Source organism: Sphingomonas sp. P4_D12, from assembly GCF_056401895.1.
Genome location: NZ_JBFUIL010000009.1, coordinates 142,887 through 164,857 on the forward strand (window position 1 = coordinate 142,887; position 21,971 = coordinate 164,857).

Below are 21,971 nucleotides of genomic sequence, written 5' to 3' on the forward strand. Positions count from 1 at the left end.
AAGCCGCGGCCGAGGCTCAGATCATTTCCTTGAGCGGCACGGTCGTGTCGGCGAGCCGGACAGGATCGATCACTGCGCCTGTTTCGACCAGCTTGCGGCCCTGGACATAATCCTTGGTCGCGTTGACGCAGTCGAGCGCGATCACTTTGCCCTGTTTCAGGTGGACGACCGAGAAACTGCGCGTCGCCGGGTCGCCGCGAACGACCGCCTGATCGTAACCGATCGAGAGTCCGATCGTCTGGAGCTTGAGGTCGTATTGGTTCGACCAGAACCACGGCGTCGCCTCATAGGCGACATCCTCGCCCAGGATCGTCTTGGCCGCGACCGTCGCTTGGTCGGTCGCGTTCTGCACCGACTCCAGCCGCACCGCCGCGCCGTCGGCAAAGCGGTTGGCGTGGAGCGCGCAGTCGCCGACCGCGAAGATATCGGGCAGCGAGGTGCGGCATTGCGCATCGACGCTGACGCCGTTGCCGCCCTCGGCGCCTGCCGCAATCAGCGGCTCGACCGCGGGAACGATGCCGATCCCGACGACGACCAGATCGGCGGGCACGACAGTGCCATCGGCGAGGCGCACGCCGGTCGCTTTGCCGTCGCCCTCGATCGCGGTGACCGCGACGCCCAGGCGGACGTCGACGCCGTGCGCGCGATGCTCGTCCTGATAGAAATCGGACAGGTCCGGGCCGGCGACGCGCGCCATGACGCGGTCGAGCGCTTCGAGCAAAGTCACCTTCTTGCCGAACTTGGCGAGCACCGCCGCCGCCTCCAGCCCGATGAACCCGCCGCCGATCACCACGGCGTTGGTCACGTCGGGCAGCTCGGCGATCATGCGATCGGCGTCGGCGCGCGTGCGGACGGTGTGGACGCCGGTGAGATCATGGCCCTGACACGACAACCGCCGGGCGTGGCCGCCTGTCGCCCAGATCAGCTTGCCATAAGCGATCTCGGCGCCGTCGGCGGTGGTGACGCGATGCGCCTCCGGATCGACCGCGACGACGCGCCGGCCCGGCAGCATCGTCACCTGGCGCTCTGCCCAGAAGGCCGGCTGGCGGATCAGGATACGGTCGAAGCTCTTGTCGCCGGCGAGATATTCCTTGCTCAGCGGTGGGCGCTCGTAAGGCAGTTCGGGCTCGTCGCCGAGAATCGCGATCGATCCGTCGAACTTGCCCTGTCTCAGGGCGATCGCCGCCTGCGCGCCGCCATGGCCCGCGCCGACGATTAGGACGTCATAGTGCTCCATCGCGGTCGCGATACGCACAAAGTCCGGGGCGCGCCAGCATGGCGAAGTGAAGGTCGCCCTAGCGAAACTATTGAGGGCGCGACCGTCACCCGACGGCCGCGCCCGCCATTCCTAGAATTTCGACCCCAGCCTGACACCGACGGTCTGCGGCCGGTTCGGGACGATATAGGGCCGCTGTCCGCAGCTTCCGCACTCCTGGAACCGGGAGAGCTGGCCGCGCGTGTCGAAGGCGTTTTCGATGAACAGCTCGATGTCGAAGTTCTTGAATTCGGCCCCCAGCGCGAAGTTCGCGGTGGTGAACGCCTTCAACTCGCCCAATTGCGCTGCGGGACTGATGACGTTGCCGCTGAACGTCTCGTAAATCGCCGTACGGATGTCGGACGACGCCGAGCTCTGATACGACACGACCCCCTGACCATAGATTTTGGCATCCCCCATCGGCACGGTGTAGCGCGCGGTGCCGTTGAGCTTGACCTTCGGGGTGATCGGCAGTCGCGTGCCCTTGGGCGCCGAGATCATGTTACCGTTGCCGGTATCGGCGCAGGTAAAGGTCGGATCGTCGAACAGGCACAGATTCTTGGTCGTCTTGGCATCGGTATACGATCCCGATGCGGTCAGGCTGAGCCCGCCGAGCGTCAACGAGCTGTCGAATTCCGCGCCCCAGATACGAGCGTTGGGGCCGTTATGGATTTCGGTGAAGCTGTTCTGGCCAAGGAACGAGAACTGGAATTTGTCCCAATCCTGACGATAGAAAGCGGCGTTGAAGCGCAACTTGCCGCCCAGCCAGGTCGTCTTCGCACCGACCTCGTAATTGGTCAGGAAGTCGGCGGCATAAGGCGACACGTCGGCGCGGCGATTGATGCCGCCCGGCCGGAATCCGCGCGACACCGTGCCATACATCAACAGGCCCGGCCGTGGCTTCCAGCTGAGGTTGAAGCGATAGGTCACGCCTTGACCCGATGCCTCGACCGGGATGACGCCCCCATTGGTATAAACGCCCAGGTTGGTGCACGGCGCCCCCGCGACCGCGGGCGGCAGCAAGGTCGTCGACCCGCCGCTGGCCAAGGCATCGCGTAACCGCTGCCCGCCCGTCGTGAAGCACTGGATGAAGCCAGTCCTCGAACTGAACGCACCGTTCGGCGGCGAGTCTGTATAGCCGCCGCCCGGATTACGCCCGAACCCGAAGAAGCCGATCAGCGTATTGTCGTAGATGAACGCGCGGCCGCCTGCGGTGAAGGTCACCGTCGGCGTGATGTCGTAGCTGGCCTCGCCGAACATCGCGTAATCCTTGTCGACGCGATGCTGCTGGGTCAGCCACAAGGTGCCCGGCCAACCATTGACCGACAGTTCGGGGGCAAGCCCGGTGATCTGGTAATCCTGGTGGATGTCATTGCTCTGACGCTGGTAGAAGGCGCCGGCGACGATGCGGAACCGGTCGGTCGACGGCGACGCGACGCGGAATTCCTGGCTCATCTTCTTGAAATGATCGGTGCCGACGACGCGCTGGCGCGGGTCGATATTGTTGCCGTTCTTGTCCCAATAGGCGAAATAATAGGCCAGGCCGCCGACCGACGAGTAGAGATTGTCATAGGCCTCGGCATAATCGGTATAGTCGCTCGACTGCAGATCTTTGCGATCGAGATAGGCGGCGGCGTAGGTCACATCCCAATTGCCGACCTTGCCCTCGATCGTCAGCCCCGCCTGCCAGAATCGGTCGCGGCGATATTCCGGGAAGAAATGCTGCACTTCCAGGTCGCCCACTTTGGGGTCGAAGCCGTAGGAACCGTGGCTGCGCGTGTCCTGGTAGAGGAAGCTCGGCGTGATCGTCCAATTGCTGTCGAGGTCGACCTTGAGTGCGGCACGGCCGCCCCAGATTTCGGTGTCGTTATAGTCCTTCTTGACGAAGGGTGCATTGTTGACGCTGATCCCGCCATCCGGGCGGATGGTATTGTTGGGATAGGTCGCGACCGCGGGCGGCCCGCCGGCAACTGCGGGCGAAATGAAGTCGCGCGTGCCCGGCACATTGTCGATGAAGCCGGCATCCTTCTCGTAATACCCGACCGCGCGAAACGCGATGTTGGGCGACAGCGGCAGGTTGATCATCCCTTCCGCCTTGCCGCCCCAGCCGCCCTTGCTGACCTTGTTGCCTTCGACATCGATCCGGCCATAGGTCTTCGACGTATCGGGCTTGTTGGTGATGATGCGGATCGTGCCGGCTTCGGACGAGGCGCCGTAGAGCGTGCCCTGCGGCCCCGACAGGCTCTCGATACGGGCGATGTCGTAGATATGGACGTCGAGATTGCCGCCGATCGTCGTCACCGGCTGTTCGTCGAGATAGACGCCGACCGAGGGCAGCGAGCCCGAATGGTTGCCGTCGCCGCCCGAGGCGACGCCGCGCATATAGACGACGTTGGTGCCCGGCGTGCCGCCCAGTGCCTGGAACGACACCGACGGCAGCGACGCGACATAATCCTGGAAATTCGAGATATTGAGCTCGTCGAGCTTCTTGGTGCTCAGCGCCTGGACGCTGATCGGCACATTCTGCAGGCTGTCCGACCGCTTCAGCGCGGTGATGATGATGTCGCCATTGTCGGGCTGGTTATTGGCCTGGCTGTCGGGCGCCGGCGGGGCGTCCTGTGCCAGGGCCGGAGTAGCGGCGAGTGCTGCCGAAGCGAGCAACCCGCTGACGGCAAGACGGCGGCGAAGGAGTGACATGGAAAGCCCCTTTTGCGTTTTTGTTACGGCAGCGTGTTAGCAGGCGCAGCATTCGTCAAGCGCAGACGGGACAGCACGATATTTACGTGCCGACGCGTTGCGTTTTTACAACGCGGCCGGAGCGGCCGGATAGGCATCGAGCACGTCGCCCAACGCGGTTTTGAGCGGATCCAGCCACGGCTCGAACGGCTTCCAGGCCTCTGTCCCTTCACGGAAAATCGGCTGGCGAACCTGTTCCGAACTGGCCGTGCGCACCGCGCGCTCTGTCTCGTGAAAGGCCAAACAGGCGGGCTCGAACTCCAGCCCGCAATAGTCGAGCAGGCTGCGCACTTCGCGCTCGGTATGCTCGACCATGTCCTCGTAGATCACGCGATGGACGCGCCCCGGCAGCACGCGGTCGACATGCGCCATCAGCCGCACATAGTCGCGATAATAACGCCCCATGTCCTCCAGCGCGTAGCTGAACGCCTGGCCGCGCGCGAAATGCTGTTTGTAGTTGGAGAAGCAGCAGCCGAGCGGATGGCGCCGCGCATCGATGATCTTCGCGTTGGGCAGGATCAGGTGGATGAACGGCAGATGCGCCCAGTTATTGGGCAATTTATCGATGAAGAACGGTCGGTCGGTGCGGCGCTGGATGCGCGTGCGCTTGAGATATTCCTCGCCCAGCGCGCGCAGCTTTTCGGGCGCGAAATCGGCGAGACCTTCGGGATAATTCTGATCGCGCCGCGCCAGGGTCGGGATGTCGGGCAGTTCCGACGTGCCCTCGACCGAGCTGTGGCTCGACAATATCTGTTCGATCAAGGTCGAGCCTGCGCGCGGCATGCCGAGGATGAAGATCGGGTCGGGCGCGCCGCATCCCTGGTCGGCGCGCTCTGCCAGGAAATCGGGGGTGAACAGCGCGATCGAGCGATCGACGAAGCGCCGCGTCTCGTCGGGGTCGTAGACCAGCTTCGTGCGCCGCAGCGCATTGCCGGCGTCGTAATGGCGGAACGCGGCCTCGGCCTGGCGACGGTCCTCGAACGCCTTGCCCAGCGCGAAATCGAGGTGGAAGCGGTCCTCGTCCGAGATCGCGGAGTCGGCGAGCGCGCCTTCCATCGCGGCGATATCCGCGTCGTCGAACTTGACCGTCTTGAGGTTGGCGAGACTCCACCACGCCTCGCCCAAGGCCGGCATCAGCGCGAGCGCGCGGCGATAGGCGGCGATCCCGTCCTGCTGGCGTCCGACGGTCTTGAGGATATGGCCATAGGTCATCCAGATGCGCGGCTGGTTAGGCGCGTCCTTGAGCACGCGGTCATAGAGCGCGATCGCGCCGTCGAAATCGCCGACCCGGCCGAACGCCGCCGCCTGGAGATTGGCATGGCCGGGATTGTCGGGATCCTCGGCGACCACCTGCTGAAGTTCGTCGATCGCCTCGGCCGGGCGATTGAGGCGATACAGGACCAGCGCGAGATTGGCGCGCGCGGCGGTGAAGGCCGGCGACAGCTCGATCGCGCGGCGCAGCAACGCCTCGGAATCGCGATAACGCCCGATCCGCCCGGCGAGTTCGGCCAGCATGCGCATCGCCGCGACGTCGAACGGGTCGTCCTTGAGATGCTGTTTGAGCAGCGGCTCGGCGATATGGAGCGCATTGTCGTTGAGCGCCATCGCCGCCTCGACGAGGCGCGGATGATAGCGGCCGCCCATCGCCATCCCGCCCGTCCCGCCTGCTGCTCCGCTCGCCATGTTGAGTGTCCTAGCCCAGGTCGCGGGAAAAGGACCAGTGGCGCCGCGTCGGATGACGTGCTTTGCTGCGCGCCGAGGGAGCCGGGCGATGGATACCAGCGACAAAAGGCCTTTCGGATTCTGGACCGCGACCGCGCTGGTCGTCGGCGGAATGATAGGATCGGGCATCTTCATGATGCCCGCCGCGCTGGCGCCGTTCGGCTGGATCGGTTCGCTCGCCTGGATCGTCAGCATCGCCGGCGCGCTGGCGATCGCCTATACGATCGGCCGGCTGGCGCAGGCGATGCCCGAGGCGAGCGGCGCGGTGGCGATCACCGGCGCGGCGCTCGGCGAATTGCCGGGCGTGCTGGTCGGCTGGAGCTATTGGGTGTCGGTATGGACGGCGAATGCCGCGATCGCCACCGCGGCGGCGAGCTATCTGGCGGCGATCTTCCCGCCGCTCAATGCGACTCCCTGGCTCGGCGCGCTGACATCGATCGCCTTGCTGTGGCTGCTGACCTTGCTCAATCTTGCCGGCGCGCGCGCCGCCGGGCGATTCCAGGTGGTCACGACCATCCTGAAGCTGGCGCCGCTGATCGCCGTCGTCGTGATCGCGGTGTCGCTGGGCGCGGGCGGCGACGTCCATCTGCCGGTCTTGCCGACCGGGCAGGCGGTGATGGCGAGCATGGCCACCGCAGTGACACTGACTCTGTTCCCGCTGGTCGGTTTCGAATCCGCCGGTGTCGCCGCCGAGCGCGTGCGCGACCCCGCGCGCAACATCATGCGCGCCAGCATGGCAGGCACCGTCGTCACCGGATTGCTCTATATCCTGGTCTGCTCGGCGATCGTGCTGATCCTCTCGGCCGACGCGGTCGCCAAATCCTCGGCGCCGTTCGCCTTGTTCGTCGGCCAATTCTGGGGAAGCGGCGCCTCGCTGCTGGTCGCGCTGTTCGCCGCCATCGCCGCGATTGGGGCGCTCAACGGCTGGGTGTTGATCCAGGGCGAAGTCCCGCTCGGCATGGCGCGCGCGGGATTGCTGCCTGCCTGGTTCGCGCGCGTATCGAGCCGCGATGTCCCGATCCGCGTGCTGGTCGTTTCGTCGGCACTCGCGACCGTGCTGATCCTCTGCACCACCAGCCCGACCCTGGGCGGCGTGTTCCAGTTCATGGCGATCCTGGCGTCTTGCGCAACCTTGTGGCTCTACCTCGCGGTGTGCGTGGCCGCCCTCGTTCGCCGGATCGCGATCCCCGCCGCGGCGATCGGTCTGGTCTTCTCGCTGTTCGCCTTCTGGGGCGCGGGTTGGCAGGCCGCCGGCCTCAGCGTCGTACTGATGCTGAGCGCGATCCCGCTCTACTTCCTGCGCCCCAAAGCAATTCTAGCCGAACAGCCGGCCTAGCACCGAACGGTCGCGCAGAATCTCGTGCGCGGCATTGTGGCCCGGCGCACCGGTCACACCGCCGCCCGGATGCGTACCCGCACCGCACATGTAGAGACCCTTGATCGGGCTGCGGTAATCGCCGTGGCCGAGCACCGGGCGCGCCGCCCAGAGCTGATCGAGCGACATGTTGCCATGCATGATGTCGCCGCCGATCAGCCCGAACTTGCGCTCGAGATCGAGTGGCGAGTGGATCTGGCGCGCGATGATCGCCGCCTTGAAATTGGGCGCGTGCTCGTTGACCGTATCGATGATCAAATCGGCCGCCGCCTCGCGCTCGTCGTCCCATGACCGCCCATCGGGAAGCGTGGGAGCGAATTGCTGGCAGAACAGGCTGGCGATGTGCATCCCCGGCGGCGCCAGGCTGTCATCGACCGAGGTCGGCAGCTTCATCTCGACGATCGGTTTTTTCGACCAGCCGAACGCCTTCGCGTCGGTGAACGCCTGGTCCATATAATCGAGCGTCGGCGAGATGATGATGCCGCAAGTGTGGTGCTCGGCCTTTTCCTTGCCCGGCAGCACGGTGAAATCGGGTAATTCGCTCAGCGCCACATTCATCCGGAACGTGCCCGACCCGACCTTGAAGCGGTCCATGCGGTGCGCGAATTCGGCGGGTAGATCGGCGCGGTCGACCAATTGACGGAAGAGCAATGCTGGCCCGGCGTTCGACGCGACGATCGATGCCGCGATTTCCTCTCCGCTTTCCAGCACGACGCCCGCGACCTTGCCGCCATCGACCAGCACCCGGGCGACCGGCGCCTCAAGGCTGATCTCGACACCAGCCTCTTCGCACGCCTCGGCCATATATTGGGTGATCGCACCCATGCCGCCGACCGAATGGCCCCACATACCCTTCTTGCCGTTGATCTCGCCGAACACGTGGTGGAGCAGGACATAGGCCGAGCCCGGCGTGTCCGGACTGGCGTAATTGCCGACCACCGCGTCGAAGCCGAACGCGGCCTTGATATATTCGTTCTCGTACCAGCCATCGAGGAAGTCGCGCGCCGACTTGACGAACAGGTCCATCACGTCGCGCTGCGCCTCGATATGCATGCCGGCGAGCTTCTTGCCCTGCACGGCGGCGGCAATCAGCGCGCGCAAACCTCCGCCGGCATTGGGCGGCGTCTTGAGCGAGAGATCGCGCAATACGTCGGCGACGCGTTCGAGCGCTTCCTCATATTTGGGGAAGGTATCGGCGTCCTTCTGGCTGTAGCGCGCGAATTCGGCGCGCGTGCGGTCTTCGCCGCCGCCGAGCTTGAGATAGCCATTCTCGTGCGGAAAGAAGTTGCTGATCGTGCGCTCGATGATCCGCCAGCCGCGCTCGTGGAGGCGCATATCCTTGATCACCTTGGGGCGGAGCAGGCTGACCGTATAGCTCGCGGTCGAGTTGCGGAAACCGGGATGGAATTCCTCGGTCACCGCCGCACCACCGACGATATCGCGGCGTTCGAGCACGCGGACCTTGAGCCCGGCGCGCGCGAGATAGAAGGCGCAGACCAGGCCGTTATGGCCACCGCCGATGATGATCGCGTCGTATTTCTTGGTCATTCGCTCACCTTGCTCTTCTAGCCCTCTCCCGCTTGCGGGAGAGGGTTGGGTGAGGGTCTTCTTCTTTTTTCAAGTCGCCCGAAGAAGGAAGAAGACCCTCACCCTCCCGCTTCGCGGGCCCCTCCCTCTCCCGCAAGCGGGAGAGGGGATTAGACCGCCCTCGGCCGCCGCGACCATCCTGGCGCCGGCGCACGGTGCTGGCGAGCCTCCGGGATGAGGTGACGGATCTTCCTGGCGAAGCTGCGCAGGCACACCTCGCTCGCGCCGATCGGACCGGCGGTGTAGCTTTGCGACGCCATGCCCTGCTGGACGCGTTCGATCAGCCAGGTATCCTCGGCATTGACCACGCGGTTGATCCGCCAATTGGCGTAGCGCACCAGCTTCATCTCGCGGCGCTTATTTTCAGGTGTAAAGGCATCGGGCAGCGCGAACGCCATTTCGCGCAGCACGCTGGTGGTCGGCGTCAACGGCAGCCATTGCATGAAGTCGATCTGGTCGGCGTAGATGTCGAACGCCATGTTCGGCCAGAGCTTGTAATAGAGCCACAGCCGCTGGTTCGCCTCGGGCAAATGCTCCGCGCGCGGCAGATGCTTCTGGTAGAAGCGCTCCCAGACATTGTCCGACACGCGATCGACGATCCCGCCCGACATTTTGTCGACCCAGGGCTGCGCCTCGATCGCATAGCTCTTGCCGAACAAGCGGGTCAGCCCGTCATGCGCGACCGGGATGTGGAGATTGTCCGAATAATTGTCGCCGACATTCTTCCAATTGACCTGGCGCTCGCGCAGCCGGATCGGGCTGATGCAGCGCATGTCCTCGAAGCGATAAGGCGCGATCTCATGGTCGTACGGCGCCATCATCGCCGCGACCGAGGGACCGCCATTATCCTCGAGCCGGACGAAGACGAAGCCGCGCCAGATCTCGACCTCGACCGGCGCCAAGCCATTATCTTCCAGCCGCAACGCGGGATAATCGCTCTTCATCGGTACGCCCGACAGCCGCCCATCGGTCTCATAGGCCCAGGCATGGTAGGGACAGACCAGCTTCTTCGCGCAGCCCGCAGGCCCCTCGACCAGCCGCATCGCACGATGGCGGCAGACGTTCGAGAAGGCGCGAACCTGGCCGTCCTGGCCACGGATCGCGATCACACTTTCGCCGAGATAGTCGATCGTGTGGAAATCGCCGGGTTTGGCGATGTCGCTCTGGTGACAGACGATCTGCCACGACGGCCGCAGCACGCGCGCCATCTCGACCTCGAAATATTCGGGATCGGTATAGAGCCAGCCGGGCAGGCTCCAGTCGGCGTCGGGATCGTGCTCCTCAATGTCCGCGTATCGATGCGCCATGCGCAGGCTCCGGTTGCTTGTTGTACGATCGTATAATAAGGTTTGGCAATGAGCAATAGCCCTCTCCCGCTTGTGGGAGAGGAGCGAGACTTGGCAGCTTGCTGCCTAGTCGCAGCGGTGAGGGTCTTTTGGCTGAAAGAAGAAAGAAGACCCTCACCCAACCCTCTCCCGTAAACGGGAGAGGGCTCATTAGGCGCGCCGAACCCGATGCGCGCCGCCAGAGCCTGATCGAGGCCACCGCGCGGGTGCTGGCACGTGACGGCGCGACCGGTGCCTCGGTCCGCCCGATCGCGGTCGAGGCGGGCGTCTCGCCGGGATTGATCAATCATTATTTCGCCGGGATCGAGACGCTGATCGCCGCGACCTATTCGGCCGTCGGCGAGCAGGTCAGCAACGCGTTGGCCGCCGCGGTCGCCGCCGCGGGGGACGATCCGCGCGCGCGCCTCACTGCCTATGTCACCGCGAGCTTTGCCCCGCCGATTGCCGATCGCGCATTGCTCGCGACCTGGATCGCTTTCTGGAGCCTGACCGGCAAGCCGCAGATCGCCGAACGCCACGATGCGATCTACGCGCGCTATCGCGAGGACCTCGAGGCGTTGCTGGCCGAATGCGGGATAGCCGCCGCCGACCGCCGCCTGACCGCGATCGCGATCACCGCATTGGTCGACGGCCTATGGCTCGAACTCTGCCTGTCGCCCGACAGCTTCACTGCCGACGAGGCACGGAGCCTCGCCGAGCGGCAATTGGCGAGCTATCTCGTCAGATCGGCGAACAGCGACAGATAATAAGTGATCCCCGGGGCGATGTTGCTGATCGGCGTGCGCTCGTTCAGCCCGTGGCTGAAATCCTCCGATTCCTTGATGAAGGTCGGGCTGGCGCCATAGCTCGGCACGTTGTGATAACGGAACCACATGCTGTCCGACGCGCCCGACGACATTGCCGGGAAGACCGGAACGCCGGGATAGACCTTGCCCATCGCGCGGTTGACCGCGGCAATGAAGTCAGGGCGCATCGGCGAGGCGTCATTGGCGACCGAGCCTTCGGTCACGTCCTTGAAGGCGATGGCGGGGTCGCCCGCGACCTGTTGCAACTCAGCCATGATGTCGGCGGGCTTGTGGCCGGGAAAGATGCGGCAATTGATATTGGCGGTCGCCTTTTGCGGCAGTGCGTTGATGGCATGGCCGCCATTGACCATGGTCGGCACGCAAGTCGTGCCGATCCGTCCGACCGTGCTCGGGTTGTTGCGCAGCACCGCCAGCGCTTTTTCGTCGCTGGGATTGGCGACGAACGCCTTGAGCGCGGCGCCGACTTCCGGCTCTTCATAAGGCGCGGCCTTGCTCAGCGCCTCGCGCGTCAGGTCGCTCATTTCGGGCTTGAAGTGATAAGCGCCGATCTTCTCGAGCGCGCTCGACAGTTCGACGATCGCATTGACCGGGCGCGGCGCCGAGGAATGGCCGCCGGGATTGGTCACGGTCAGCTCGAAATCGGCATAGGTCTTTTCCGCGCCTTGCCAGGTCCAATATTTGGGCTTGGCGGTCGCTTCGTCGAGAATGCCGCCGCCGCCATCGATGTTGAGCACGAGGTCGGCATTCTTGAGTTTCTCGGCGATGATCGCCGAGGTCTTCATCCGCGTCTCTTCGTCGCCCGAAAATTCGATGATGATCGTCCGTTTGGGTTTATAGCCCTCCCGGCGCAATTCGTTGAGCGCGGCGATCGCCATCGTGCCGTCGAGCTTCATGTCGGTGGCGCCGCGGCCGAACAGATAGCCATTCTCGACCACCGGCGTGAACGGATCGCGCTGCCAGTCGGACGGCTTGGCCTCGACCACATCCATATGGCCCGAAATGACCAGCGGCTTGAGCTTGGGATCGCTGCCCGGCCAGGTCGCGATGAGATAGGCGGTGTCGTCGACCGGAGTGATCTCGATATCCTTGTCGGCGAACCCGCCGGCGACCAGCGCCGCTTTGTAGAGTGCCGCGACCTGCGGCGTCTGGTTGTTCGGACCTGTCACCGAGCGCAATGCGATCGCCTTTTTGGCGAGGTCGAGCGCCTCGGTTTCGGCCTGGGGATGCGTCGTCGTCTTGGGCGCCGCCGCGCCCGCCGTGGCCACCAATGCCGCCGCCATCGCGGCCAGTCCGAGCTTGTTCATCAACGATCCCTTTATTGTTCGGACGCGACTTTCGACGATCCGCCGTTGAGGGGCAAGCGTAACAATCGTGCGCTGAAATCGCTCATGCGGGGGTTTTTCATCATGATCGCCGTTACTTGGGGCCGCTCGTCAGCACTTCATTAACAAACCTCCGTCACAGTGGACACCGGTGGACTGCGGCCGATCGGACTTTCCCGGAGAAGACGCCGTTCAGCGGGAAGTGTATCGCGTAGGATGAAGCTGGAGCCGGCGCCGCTATCATGGCGAGCGTTGGCACCGTTGGAGTGACATTTTCGAAGTGGAGGGCCGCATGTTCGAATCGCGCGACGATGCGCCCCGGAGCAGTGCGCTATCGAGCGCAGCCCCGCTCGATGCGGAACGCCGCCACGGCGCGCGCCATATCGCAGTCATGCGCGTCGCGAAGCTGCACACGCGGCACGGCGAGGAACTCTGCCTGGTCCGCAATATCTCGCCCGGCGGATTGATGGCGAATATCTGGTCGGACTTGGCAATCGGCGACCTGCTGACCGCCGAGTTCAAGTCCGGGCACCGCGCCTCGGGCCATGTCGTATGGCGGCGCGAGAATCGCATCGGCATGCAATTCGACCAGGATATCGATGTGCCCATTGTGCTGGGCGGCGACGAGGATCCCGCGCCGGGTTTCCACGCGCGCGCGCCGCGCATCAACATCGCGGCGCGCGGCCGCCTGCGTTGCGGCGCGCATTATTATGCCGTCGATCTGCGCGACATCTCGCAAGGTGGCGCGCGCATCACGTCCGCCGATCCCAATGTCTGGGAAAAGATCGACGGGCCGATCGTGCTGACCGTGACTGGCCTGCCGCCGATCGAAGGCACTGCGCGCTGGCACGATTCGAGCAATGCCGGGCTCGCGTTCAATACCCCGATTCCGCTCGACACGATCGCCCGCTGGATCGCCGCGAACCGCGGCTAGGCTAGTTTCGTCGTCCCCCGTTCCGTCACCCCAGCGAAAGCTGGGGTCTCGGGCGAAAGCGCAATCCGGCTTGAGATCCCAGCTTTCGCTGGGATGACGCTAAGCGGAAACGATCATCCTCTGTGCCCCTTGATGAAGATGTTGGCGGTCAGCCGCCCCAGGCGCGGATCGGCGCTGAACGCCATGTCGGGCGGAATAATCCCTGAATGGAGCATCGCCCCGCGATAGATCGCCAGCCGATCGCGCACGCCTTCGATCTGCCCGATCTGCTCGTAATGCTGGTTGGAACCGTGAGTGTATCCCGACAGATCGCCGTTCACGCGACGTGCAGTCGTAACGAAGCGCTCGACATTGCGGTCGTCGACCAGTTCGATGCCCGTCGCGCGCTGGCGAAAGAAGGCGGTGCCGGTTGTGTCGCTGAGATAATGAAGCAGTGCGAGATAATTGGAGTCGGTCGAATCGAAATGCGGGGCGCGTTGCGCCGGGTCGAGGGTCGCAGGCGCGCTCGTCACCATCGAGAAGCTCGCCTCGATCAGGTCGAACGTGTCGACATCGAACCCGCCGCCAATGAACGGCGCGGCGGCCCTGAGCAGCCGCTCGACATAGCCATAAGCATCGTCGCCCGTCTCAATCGGCCGGCGCAGTCCGGGGTAATAGCTGCCCGAACTTGACGGGAACGGTGCCATCGCCGCGGCCAATTCGACCAACTCGTCCACGGCGCCGGTGAAATCGTCGATGACGACCACCGGGCTCTGCGCCTCGCCGACATGACGCAGTTCGGGGGTCATGGCTGGATCGCGATCCGTGCTCCTCTGGGCAGATCGGGAAGCGAGAAGCGCAGCGCGCCATCGGCGACCCGGACGGCAATCCGCTTCGATCCCATCGTCACCTTGGGCACGCCGCCTTTCCAACCGTGGATCGCCACGTCGAATCCGCTCCACCACGGTTTGTAACTGCCGGTGCGCGGCTCGAAACTAAGCGACCCCGCGTCGCACCGGATCGCCTGACGCATGAAGCCGCCGCGCTGATAGGCGAAGCTGACCCCGTCATCGAGATAGAGTGAGCCGGTGCAGTCATTGCCCGGATAGACGTTGATCTCCAGCGCGCCCTTGGGCGTCTCGCCGGTCGACTGGACGAGCGGCTGGCGCGGAATGATCGCGCCGGGACGGACGAACACCGGTAAGCGGTCGAGCCGCGGCGTTTCCTTCACCGAGGCGCCCTGCACCTGCTCGCCGGTCCAATAATCGTACCAGCCGACGCCGGGCAGGCCGATATCGTATGGCGCGGGCGATTCCCAGGTTTGCGGTGGCGCGATCAGCAAGTCGCGGCCGAGCATGAACTGATCCTCGGTGCCGCCGACGCGGTCGCCACCCTTCACCACCGCGGGATATTCGAGCACCACCGGACGCATCAGCGGCAGACCGGTGCGGCTATTCTCCTCGGCCAGACCGTAGAGATAGGGCATCAGCCGATAGCGTTCCTCGATATAGCGGCGGCGGATATTCTCCTGCTGCGCGCCGTGCACCCACACTTCCTGTTCGGGTTTCCCTTTCTGGTAATGGTCGCGCATGATCGGGTTGAACGCGCCGATTTCGATCCAGCGGGTGAGCAATTCGGGCGACGGCGCGTTGCCCGCGAATCCGCCAATATCCGCGCCCGAGTACGCGAAGCCCGACAGGCCCAAGCTCGATAGCTGCGTGGTCGACAGCGACAGATGCGCCCAGCTCGACGTGTTGTCGCCCGTCCAGGTCGCCGAACAGCGCTGACCGCCCGCATAGGAGGCGCGGGTCATCACGAACGGCCGGCGATCGGGCGCGAGCTTTTCCACGCCTTCGTAGGTCGCGCACGAATTGAGCATGCCGGTGATGTTGTGCGTCTCGGCCTGGGTCGTCTTGCGCGTCCTGAAGCCGGGCGAGTCGATCGTGTTGACGATTTCGATCGGCATCGTCTTGGTCGGCGAGTTGAACACCGCCGGCTCGTTCATGTCGTTCCAGAAGCCGGCGACGCCCATGCCGACAAACTCTGCATAATTGCGCCCCCACCAGTCGCGCGCCTTGGCCTGGGTGAAATCGGGGAACACTGCGGCGCCCGGCCAGACCGGACCGACGAATGGGGTGCCGTCGGGGTTCTTCATGAACACATCCGCCGCCATGCCGCTGTCATAGGGCGCGTAGCCCTGGTTCGGCAGGCTGGCGATATGGAGGTCGGTGATGACGACCAGTTTCATCTTCATCGCGTCGAGCTTGCTGACCAGCCCGGGCAGGTCCGGATAGGCTTTCTTGTCGACGGTGAACGGCCGGTTCCTGTCCTGGTAGTCGATGTCGAGCCACAGCACGTCGGCCGGGATCTTGTCGTTGCGCAGGCGGTCGGCGATGCCCTGCGCCTGGACCTGGGTCATGTAACTCCAGCGCGACTGCTGGAAGCCGAGCGCCCATTTCGGCGTCAGCGGCGCCGGGCCGGTCAGGTACGCATAATCCTGGACCACGTCCTTGGGCGTCGCCCCGGTCATCACGTAATAGTCGACGCCCCCCCCTTCCGCGCCGAACGAAAAGGCCGCGCGCTCGGACTTGCCGAGGTCCATGAAGCCGCGCCATGTGTTGTCCATGAACAGGCCGTACGTGCCGCCCGCCTCGTTCAGGCCGATAACGAAGGGGATCGACTTGTAGATCGGATCGGTCGCCGGCGTGTAGCCGAACTGGTCGGTGTTCCAGAAAGTATAGGCAGCGCCACGGCGATCGAGCGGGCCGGTCTTGTCGCCCAGGCCGAAGAAATGCTCGTCATTGGGCATCGCCTTGCGGACGCGGAAACCGCCATTGTCGAAGCGGATCGGGGTACCGGGGGCGTCGGCCAGGATCGTTTTGCCGGCAAGGTCGGTGATGGTGATCGCCAGCGACTTGTCGTCGACGCGGACGATCAGTTGCGAGGTGCGGATCTCGGTGACGTCTCCCTTGTCGCTCACCTCCAGCGGAACGCGGGTTTCGCGCGATTGCGGCAGGACCGCCCAGGACGCATCCTCGGGCAGCGATCCTTCGCCCGCGCGGACGCGGATGATGTCGGCGCGCGGCGCGCTGATCTCGATTTTGATGCCGTTGGCGGAGGCGGTGTAATGGTCGACCGGCTTCGCCGCCGCGAACCCCGGCAGGGTGAGCGCGGCGGTGGCGAGGATCAGGTGCCTGAGGCGCAAGGTTATGCTCCAGCCTTGAGGACGAACGTGGCGGAAGTTCCCGCCATCGCGTTGGGCGCGATCCATACATCGAACGCGCCGGCCTCGGCATAGCTCTTCTTGTCGGGATGGACGAAACCGAGATCGGCGCGGCTCAGCGTGAAGCTCACGGTCGCGCTCTGCCCCGGCTCGAGATCGAGATGCTTGATGCCCTTGAGCGAGCGGACCGGCTGGGTCAGGCTCGCCACCTTATCGTTGATATAGAGCTGCGCGACCTCGTGCATCGCCCGAGTGCCGGTATTGGTGACGGTCGCGGTGACGGTGACCGATCCCGCCCAGGGAATGCTCGCCGCACTGACGCTCGTCGCCGAATAGCTCGCGCTCGAATAGGTCAGGCCATGGCCGAACGGATAGAGCGGCTCGTCGGTCACTTCGCGATAGCGCGCCTTATAGGCCTTGTCCTCGGTCAGCTGCGGGCGCCCGGTACGACGGTGATTGTAATAGAACGGCTCCTGGCCCGAGGCTTGCGGGAAACTGACCGGCAAGCGCCCCTGGGGGGCGTAATCGCCGAACACCAGGTCGGCGATCGAATTGCCCGTTTCCGAGCCGAGGAACCATGTCGCCACGATCGCCGGCGCGTTCCGCACCGCGCCGGTCAGCGCCAGCGCGCGACCATGGCGGAGCAGCACGACAATCGGCTTGCCGGTCGCGGCGACTGCCTCGGCCAAGGCAAGCTGCGGCGCCGGGATACCGATATCGACGCGCGCTTGCGCCTCGCCCGACATGCTGGCGCTTTCGCCGATCAGCAGCACGACGACGTCGGCGTCCTTCGCCAGGCGCACCGCCTTGTCGAGTTCGCCATCGATCACTGCCTCATAGTCCGACCCACGCGTCACACTCAACTTGGCTTTGCCGTCCAGCGCGGCGCGAAAGCCCTGCTCGACCGTCACGCAGCTCTCGTAATCGGGAAAGTTGGCCCAAGGCCCCGGATAATCGCCCTTCTGGCTCACGGCCGGCCCGATCAGCGCGATCTTTCCCTGCTTCTTCAGCGGCAGCAGATTGCCCTCGTTCCTGAGCAGCACCATCGACTTGCGCCCCGCCTCGCGTGCCAGTGCGATCGCGTCCGGGCGGCGCACGTCGCGCGCCTCGCGCACCGGGTCGAGCGAGCGGTAGGGGTTGGCGAACAATCCCATCGCCTTCTTGACGTAGAGCACCCGCCGCACCGCGGTATCGACCACCGACATCGGAATCCGCCCGCTCTTCACGAGGTCTGGCAAGTGCTTCCAATAGAGGCCCGACTGCATCGAGATATCGCACCCCGCGGTCAGTGCCTTGACCACCGCATCGGGGCCGTCGGCGGCGTAACCGTGCAGGATCAGTTCCTCTTCCGAGGTATAGTCGCTGACGACGAGGCCCTTGAATCCCCATTCGCCGCGCAGGATGTCGGTCAGCAGATAATGGTTGGCGGTCGACGGCACCCCGGCAATGTCGTTGAAGCTCGACATGGTGGTGATCGCGCCGGCATCGAACGCCGCCTTGAATCCCGGCAAATGCACTTCGCGCAAGGTCGTCTCGGGGATGTCAGCGGTGTTATACTCCATCCCGCCCTGCACCGCGCCATAGGCCGCGAAATGCTTCGGGCAGGCGAGCATCGAATCGTCGCGACGGATATCCGGCCCCTGGAAACCGCGGACGCGCGCGCGGGCCAATTGCACGCCGAGCCAGGTGTCTTCGCCCGATCCTTCGACCACACGCCCCCAGCGCTGATCGCGCGCGACATCGACCATCGGCGCGAAGGTCCATTGGATGCCCTTGGCCGACGCCTCGACCGCCGCGGCGCGCGCGGTACGCTCGGCCAGGCCGGGATCGAAGCTGGCGGATTCGCCCAGCGGCACCGGGAAGCTGGTCTTCATCCCGTGGATGACGTCGCCCGCGAAGATCAACGGGATTTTGTGCGGCGATTCCTCGATCGCCACGCGCTGCAACTCGCGGCCGATCGTGGTGCCGATGCCGTTGAACAGCCCGACGATCTCGCCACGCCGGATGCGCGCCTTGAGCTCGTCGATCCCTTGCTTGGCGAGGCCTGGGTTGAGCACCGGTCCCTCGGTCCGTGCCGCCAGCGGGTCGGAATAGATCGACAGCTGACCCGCTTTGTCCTGGATGCTCATCTTGGTGATCAGCCGCTCGATGAACGGGTCGGTCGCCGGCACCGCTTTGGCGAGCGCTGGCAGCGCCGACGATACCATGGCGACCGCTGACGCGCCCTTCAGGAGAGCTCGGCGGGACAGATCGGTCATGGCTTTTACTCCGCTTGTGATGCCGTCCCGCAACAGGCCCGGCAAATCCGGCCCCGCGCGATTCGCGGCAGTCGATTTCTGCTTGGCGAATGCGCATGAAACCGGTTACGGTGCAACTGTGGAACCGGTTACGCGGCCGTGAGAGTCGACCCCGTCCACCCGGCAGAGCTTGCCGGCGGAGGAGAGGATTCAGATCAAGGCGATGGCTGCAAGCCAATCACATCCAGCGATAGCCGAAAGGCGCCCGGACGGCGCCGGCGACCGCCATGCGCGGCGCGCGCGAAGCATTGTGACATCATAACCGACAAACAACTGGACAAAGGGCGCTCGCGCCCGCGTGCAAGGGGAATTGAGATGACGAACCTGATGAGGGCCAGCCTGCGGACCGCACTCGCGACCACCATCCTGGCCGGCGGCGCGCTCGCGCTGGCCATGCCGGCTTCCGCGCAGACGACCTCGACCATTCAAGGACATGTCGATGGTGCCGCCGCTGGCGCGACCGTGGTGCTCACGGATACGAACACCGGCCATCAGGATACCGTCAAGGTCGACGCCAATGGCAATTACGTGTTGGTGGGGGTCCCGCCGAGCACCTATCGCGTAGCCTCGGGCGACAAGTCCGTCATCGTCGTCGTGCCGCTGGGCCAGGCAGTCACCGCTGATCTGATCGCGGCGCCGGAGAACACCAAGGACATCGTCGTGACTGGTTCGCGCGCCCGCGACGTCAAGACGCCGACCATCAGCACCAACATCTCGCGCTTCCAGCTCGAGAATCTGCCGAACGGCGACCGCAACTTCCTGAACTTCGCCGCGCTGGCGCCCGGAGTCACCGTCGAAGCGCCCACGCTCGGCGGCAGGGCGCGTCGGGTTCAGGCGGGCGGCGTCAATTCGGACAATACCAACACGTTCATTGACGGCATCAGCATCAAGAACCTGGTCAACCACGGCGGCACGCTCGGGCAGAACCTATCCTCGGGCAACCCGTTCCCGGCATCGGCGGTCGACCAGTTCGACGTCCAGACGCAGAACTTCAAGGCAGAGTTCGAGCAATCGGGATCGGCCGTGATCTCGTCCGTGACGAAAACGGGCGGCAACGAATTCCACGGCGAGCTCTTTGGCGAATGGCAGCCCAAGGCGTTCATCAGCGAGAATTTCGACGACCGGCCGGGTGGCCGCAACAACGCGACGCGCCCGTACAAGCAGAAGCCCGATTTCGACACCAAATATTATGGCGGCAATCTCGGCGGCCCGATCATCAAGGACAAGCTGACGTTCTTCGTCGATTTCGAAGGGACCAAGAAGACCTTCGGCTCGAATGATATCGGCGTCTATCCGACATCAACACAATTTCCCACCGGATTAAGCGCTCCCACTCCTGCAGCGGCAGCCTATGCTCAAAGCGCCCGGTCGCAATATAACGGCAGTTTCGCGGCAGACTTCAATGAGAAGCTGTATTTCGGCAAGTTGACATTTTTCGCGACGTCGCAAGATACCATCAATGTCAGCGCGTTCATTCGTAACGAGTCCAATCTCCAGATCAACGGAGGTGTGACGACGACCGACGCATCGACGAGGAACCGAAACGACGAGCACCGGTATCAGCTCACTTGGGCTCACCGCGGTGAAAATTGGCTCAATGAGTTCATCTTCGCGCGCGATGCCGCAGCCAACGGGGCGATACCCAATACTCCTGGTTCATCCTATGTCGTCGTCGATGGTGGTCCGGGAAACACACCGAACGTGGGCAGTGCGAGAGTTATCGCCCTTGGCGGGACGAATTTTACGCAGGATGACCATCAGTATCAGACGCTATTCAAGGACAATGTGACGTTTTTCGGTGGCGCGCATACGGTCAAGGCCGGTGTGAAGGTCAATTTCACCAAACTGCAGCGCCTTGAGGATAACAATAGCCAGGGCACATTCTTCTATAACGGCAATACTTTCACCGGAATCGGTTCGTCGACGCCCTTCGCAGCGTCGATCAACACTGCCGCGGTCCAGCCGGTCACCGCGAAGAACACCGAGGTGGGCCTGTTCATCCAGGACGACTGGAAACCCGACGACCATTGGCAGGTCAGCGCTGGCCTGCGTTGGGACTATGAGTCCAATTCGCGCAACGAAAAGTTCGTGACGCCGGCCAACATTGCGGCCGCGATCCGCGCCTATCCTGGCTGGAAGGCAGCGGGAATCAACCCTGAGGACTACATCTCGACCGGCAGCAATCGTAAGCCGTTCACGGGCGCGTTCCAGCCCCGTCTGGGCATCTCCTACGATGTGAAGGGCGATCGCGACCTGGTCTTCACGATCGGCGGCGGCCGTTACTACAACCGGTCGTTGTTCATCGATTCCGCGCTGGAGACTATCAAGGACGTTTACGAATCGGTCGTGACCATCAACACGCCGCCCAATTGTACCCTGGGCACCCTAGGCTGCGTCACGACGATCCCGACCGACGTCACCGCACTGCGTGCGCTGGCCGCGATGCGGGGCGGCGAAGTGCACCTGATGAACAACAACACCAAGGTGCCCTATTCTGACCAGTTCAGTTTCGGGATCCGGAAGCGGCTCGGCAAGATCAATACCTCGATTTCCTTCTCGTACATCAAGTCGCACAACATCTATCAGGAAGTCGTCGGCAACCGGAATCCGGACGGGAGCTACAATCCGGGCGGCAACCCGGTCTTCACCTACGACGGCAACGTCTATGCAGGCGGCATCTTCTTCCCGTCAGGCGCCCTCAGCACCGCGCCGTTGCCTGGCTACGGCAGCATCTTCATCGGCAACAGCGACGGCAAGGCCACCTATGCCGCGTTGTACCTGCAGGCCGACAAGCCCTACACTGAGGAATCTGGCTGGGGCTTCAGCACGACGCTGACCATTTCCAGCGCCCGGTCCAACGACTCACGCAATGGCGCCAATATCGGCGATCCCTTCAACTTCGATGCGCCAACGATCGGCGCCCAGGGCTGGGGCAGGTCGAGCGGGCTCGAGCGGTGGCGGTTCGTCGGCACGGGTACTGTCCGGTTACCGCTGGATATCCGCGCAACGACCTTCCTGACCCTGTCGTCGGGGCCATATTATGGCGGCGTCCTGTGCGGCATTCCCGCTCCCGCCGTCGACGGCTGCTACACGACCAATTTCGGCATCTACAAGCCGGGCGGCATCGGCTACGCGAACATCGACTTCAATTTCTCCAAGACGTTCAAGATGCCGTGGGCGAAGTCGCATGAGCTGACCGTCTATTTCCAGGCACTCAACGCGTTCGACATGGTCAACCGCAACTACTCGATGTGGGGCGGCGGCTTCCGTAACGTCGGCGACGCCGGCGCGAGCGGCCGGTACGATCTGGGCGGCGTGGCGAGCCAAGGCCGCAACTTCAAGGTCGGCGCCCGCTACAAGTTCTGACACCGTCGGTTTCGCAGACGAAA

Annotated in this window: 13 protein-coding genes; 4 read left to right on the forward strand and 9 right to left on the reverse strand. The window is 64.2% G+C overall.

The features are described from left to right. Positions 1–16 precede the first annotated feature (16 nt). From AC1DSD_RS17970 to AC1DSD_RS17980, 3 genes are all read right to left on the reverse strand, one after another. On the reverse strand, positions 17–1,237 hold the full coding sequence (locus AC1DSD_RS17970; RefSeq protein ID WP_478032037.1) for an NAD(P)/FAD-dependent oxidoreductase: 1,221 nt from the start codon (positions 1,235–1,237) through the stop codon (positions 17–19). A 111-nt stretch (positions 1,238–1,348) separates the two neighbouring features. After that, positions 1,349–3,952, reverse strand: coding sequence for a TonB-dependent receptor (locus AC1DSD_RS17975; protein WP_478032005.1), 2,604 nt, complete (start codon positions 3,950–3,952; stop codon positions 1,349–1,351). A gap of 105 nt (positions 3,953–4,057) precedes the next feature. Beyond that, entirely contained in the window at positions 4,058–5,674 is a 1,617-nt protein-coding gene (locus AC1DSD_RS17980) for a tetratricopeptide repeat-containing sulfotransferase family protein (protein WP_478032007.1), read from the reverse strand. A gap of 88 nt (positions 5,675–5,762) precedes the next feature. Here AC1DSD_RS17980 and AC1DSD_RS17985 point away from each other — a divergent pair, with 88 nt between their 5' ends. After that, the gene (locus AC1DSD_RS17985) at positions 5,763–7,049 is read left to right on the forward strand and encodes an APC family permease (protein WP_478032008.1); all 1,287 of its coding nucleotides are present in this window, start codon (positions 5,763–5,765) and stop codon (positions 7,047–7,049) included. On the opposite strand, the gene AC1DSD_RS17990 is transcribed toward AC1DSD_RS17985, so the two are convergent. Both AC1DSD_RS17990 and AC1DSD_RS17995 read right to left on the reverse strand, forming a co-directional pair. Then, on the reverse strand, positions 7,029–8,636 hold the full coding sequence (locus AC1DSD_RS17990) for a phytoene desaturase family protein (RefSeq protein WP_478032009.1): 1,608 nt from the start codon (positions 8,634–8,636) through the stop codon (positions 7,029–7,031). The genes AC1DSD_RS17985 and AC1DSD_RS17990 overlap by 21 nt on opposite strands. 149 nt (positions 8,637–8,785) lie before the next feature. Then, entirely contained in the window at positions 8,786–9,982 is a 1,197-nt protein-coding gene (locus AC1DSD_RS17995) for an aromatic ring-hydroxylating oxygenase subunit alpha (RefSeq protein WP_478032010.1), read from the reverse strand. Positions 9,983–10,110: 128 nt separating this feature from the next. Here AC1DSD_RS17995 and betI point away from each other — a divergent pair, with 128 nt between their 5' ends. Further along, on the forward strand, positions 10,111–10,767 hold the full coding sequence (gene betI, locus AC1DSD_RS18000; RefSeq protein WP_478032011.1) for a transcriptional regulator BetI: 657 nt from the start codon (positions 10,111–10,113) through the stop codon (positions 10,765–10,767). Here the strand turns inward: betI and AC1DSD_RS18005 are convergent. Continuing rightward, entirely contained in the window at positions 10,734–12,131 is a 1,398-nt protein-coding gene (locus AC1DSD_RS18005; RefSeq protein ID WP_478032013.1) for a M20/M25/M40 family metallo-hydrolase, read from the reverse strand. The two genes, betI and AC1DSD_RS18005, sit on opposite strands and share 34 nt — an antisense overlap. A 310-nt stretch (positions 12,132–12,441) precedes the next feature. On the opposite strand from AC1DSD_RS18005, the gene AC1DSD_RS18010 reads away from it, so the two are divergent. Next, positions 12,442–13,083 carry a PilZ domain-containing protein gene (locus AC1DSD_RS18010; protein WP_478032015.1) on the forward strand — a complete coding sequence of 214 codons (642 nt, stop codon included), beginning with the start codon at positions 12,442–12,444 and terminating at the stop codon, positions 13,081–13,083. Between the two features lie 113 nt (positions 13,084–13,196). Here AC1DSD_RS18010 and AC1DSD_RS18015 read toward each other — a convergent pair whose 3' ends face one another. Genes AC1DSD_RS18015 through bglX form a run of 3 tightly spaced genes read right to left on the reverse strand, consistent with a single transcriptional unit; the run spans position 13,197 to position 18,543 of the window. After that, positions 13,197–13,871 carry a DUF6445 family protein gene (locus AC1DSD_RS18015; RefSeq protein WP_478032017.1) on the reverse strand — a complete coding sequence of 225 codons (675 nt, stop codon included), beginning with the start codon at positions 13,869–13,871 and terminating at the stop codon, positions 13,197–13,199. After that, the gene (locus tag AC1DSD_RS18020) at positions 13,868–16,267 is read right to left on the reverse strand and encodes a glycoside hydrolase family 31 protein (protein ID WP_478032019.1); all 2,400 of its coding nucleotides are present in this window, start codon (positions 16,265–16,267) and stop codon (positions 13,868–13,870) included. The genes AC1DSD_RS18015 and AC1DSD_RS18020 overlap by 4 nt, the downstream gene beginning before the upstream one ends. A 2-nt stretch (positions 16,268–16,269) precedes the next feature. Continuing rightward, the gene (gene bglX / locus AC1DSD_RS18025) at positions 16,270–18,543 is read right to left on the reverse strand and encodes a beta-glucosidase BglX (RefSeq protein ID WP_478032020.1); all 2,274 of its coding nucleotides are present in this window, start codon (positions 18,541–18,543) and stop codon (positions 16,270–16,272) included. A 354-nt stretch (positions 18,544–18,897) separates the two neighbouring features. Between bglX and AC1DSD_RS18030 the strand changes: the two genes are divergently transcribed. Beyond that, positions 18,898–21,948: a TonB-dependent receptor gene (locus AC1DSD_RS18030; RefSeq protein WP_478032022.1), complete on the forward strand. Its 3,051-nt coding sequence runs from the start codon at positions 18,898–18,900 to the stop codon at positions 21,946–21,948. Positions 21,949–21,971 lie beyond the last annotated feature (23 nt).